Source organism: Arthrobacter sp. M4 (genome assembly GCF_020251205.1).
In the GTDB taxonomy this organism is placed as follows: domain Bacteria; phylum Actinomycetota; class Actinomycetes; order Actinomycetales; family Micrococcaceae; genus Arthrobacter.
Window position 1 is genome coordinate 1 of sequence record NZ_JAIWYX010000041.1, and the last position, 2,564, is coordinate 2,564.

A 2,564-nucleotide genomic window follows, 5' to 3' on the forward strand; every position below is an offset into this window, starting at 1 on the left:
CCCGCCGGAAGGTTGTCTATTTGTTTGTCGCCTTGGTAGCAGTAGCCGGAACCTGCTGCTGGCGTGATTCCCGTGTCCGTGTTGGTCACGGTCCAGCGAAGGTACGTGGAGCAGTTTTGCAGATCCAGGAACACCCCGCCAGGGGAGGCCAGGTTGAACCGGTATTGGTCGTGGGAGCCCTTCGTTTCCAGGTTCCCCTCCCCGGGGCCCGGCACCCCGTTCGACACCGACACCGGCAGACTCACATCAAAGGTCTGCACGCCGACAGGCATCAATGCAAACGAATACGTCCCCTGCACATCATTGGAGCCTCCAAAGTCCAGCATGTACTGCCCCGGCGGAAGATTGCTAATCTCCTTGTCTCCCTGAGAGCAGTACCCGGTGGCCGGAGTGGCGCCGGTGCCTGTGTTGGTAAGGATCCAGCGAAGGTTTGGGCTGCAGTTTTGCAGGTCAAGCAGCACCCCGCCTTGGGAGGACTGGCTGAAGCGGTACTGGTCGTGGGAGACTTTGGTTTCCAGGTTCCCCGCCCCGGTAGCTGGCAGGCCATTGGAGACGGAGGCGGGCAGTGCCACGTTGAACACTTCCGGTGGGACGAGGTCCAACTGCATGTGCAGGTTGTCGATTCCGATCGCCTTGTGCCCGGCAGCGCTCATGCCTGTTGCGGTAAGTTCCGCTTTGAGTTGAGAAGCTGTGTGATTCTGAGAGAGCGCCACGGTATAGATGGAGAATGGGACACCGGTGGACAAAGTGCCGGTGAGACGGGGAGTTCCCAGGCCTGTTGGTGTTTGTCCGGAATCGGGGAATGTGGCACTCCAGGACGTGGTTCCGTCGATGTTGAGGCTAATTTTCTGTTCAACGCCGTCGTTATCCCAGTTACCTAATAGGAGCAGATCGAAACTGATTCCTGCGTTGACGTGGGCTGGGAGCTCCTTAGTGACGAAACCGTATTCGTTGCCGATTATCGGCCCGGCATATCTGGTTGTTGCTGCATCCGCGCTGATGTAAACGTCATCGAAATTGGACGGGACATTCTCTTCGAAATCGACCGTGAGTGCGCCCGAGGAGTCAACTGTTCGGGCGTCGGCGCCGACGATGTTCGCGGTAATAGCGGATGCCGCGCCAGCGAAGGAGTTGTCTCCGGTAGTGAGGACGTCGAGGGTGCATCCGTCGAGAAGGGGGCCTCTGACCACACCGTAGGACGTGCAGATGGCTGATGCGTCGCGTATTTGGAGTTCGCTGAAGTCACCAAGTGTCGTGATTTGGCGTGGATATGCACGGTCCGTGAAGGTGGCTGTTGATTGGCCGGAGTCGTATGTAAAGAAGGAGTCTTCGTTGCTGATCCGCCATGAGTCGGCGAAGGTTCCGTGTAGTGTCTGTGGGCTCGCTGTGCGGCTAAGTTGCGTGCCGTCCCTGAGTGCCAGGTCATCGTCTACGCTGCCGTTGTTGTTGCCAAGGAGCCCTGCGGTCTTTGTGTCTGGCGGGAGATAGAATCGCGCGCCGTCTGTCGGGTTGTAGAGCATCATGGGCCTGAGGCTCTGGCCTGGCCAAATGGCGAGGTACTCGTCTCCGGATCGGAACAGGGCAGCGCCCCTGTCGAAGTACAGGTAGCCGCCGTCTGGCACCGTGGCTGGGGCGTGATCCACCATCACGCCCCCGTCGCCGAGTTGAACAGGGTGGCCGTCAAGGCTGAACGCGACGACACTCAGTCTGGAAAAGGTTCCCCACATGGCCGGGCTGAAGCGGGCTTGGACACGGAAATCCCACTGTTCCGATGAAACCATGTCGAATTCGCCGACGGCCTGAAGGTCGTATTTCAGCCCGTCGATGGTCATGATGTGCGGGTCACCGTAGCTGCGTGCGTTGACGGACTGCCAGAAGGAGAGCCATTTCTCTCTTATCTGGAGGCGAAGTTGCTCCGCGTTTTCCCCGAATTCTCTCCATGATTCCGCTAGCTGCTGTGTGTAAAGGCCCCAGGTGATTCGAACGGTTTCATCCACACACAGCGCATCGCACTGCACCGTCGTTGGCGCCGGTTGTGGGACCTGAGCAGGCACCGGGAACTTGCCGGTCGGACTCTCGGTTTCAGGCAGCTCAACGAAATCCGGGGCGGGGATACTCCTTGGGTACGTTTTCGGTTCTTCCGCGGTATAGTCCTTGTCCCGGTCACTCTCCTGCGGGCGTGTGACTGGCCGTATCACCCTCCCAAAGCACGCATCCCTGGATTTCTCTTCGACCACCAGCATGCCCTGCGTGGTGGGGGAGGGAAACACCGAGAAATTCGCGAATAGGTCCTGGGCAGTTTCTTCACAAATGCCGACGCGCACACGGAATTCGTCATTGAGCTCCTTCGGGATCGTCGCAGGGACGACTTGCATTCCCGTGACGTTTAGGAGGATATTCACGTACCCCTGGATCTGCTGTCCGGTCTGATAGAATTTGCGATTCCATTTGCCTTTGACCTCGATAACCTGCATTGGAACAGTCAGGTTAGTGTGGTCATAGAGCAGAATGTCCGGCCTTTCCGTCGTCTTGGCACTCGGAAGGACCGTTTCCCATTGGATATC

1 protein-coding gene is annotated in these 2,564 nt (G+C 58.3%); it reads right to left on the reverse strand.

All coding sequences use genetic code 11. The features are described from left to right. Positions 1–2,375 (reverse strand): VWD domain-containing protein (locus tag LD110_RS23270; RefSeq protein WP_225502317.1); only part of this gene is annotated, 2,375 nt, incomplete at its 3' end. Positions 2,376–2,564 lie beyond the last annotated feature (189 nt).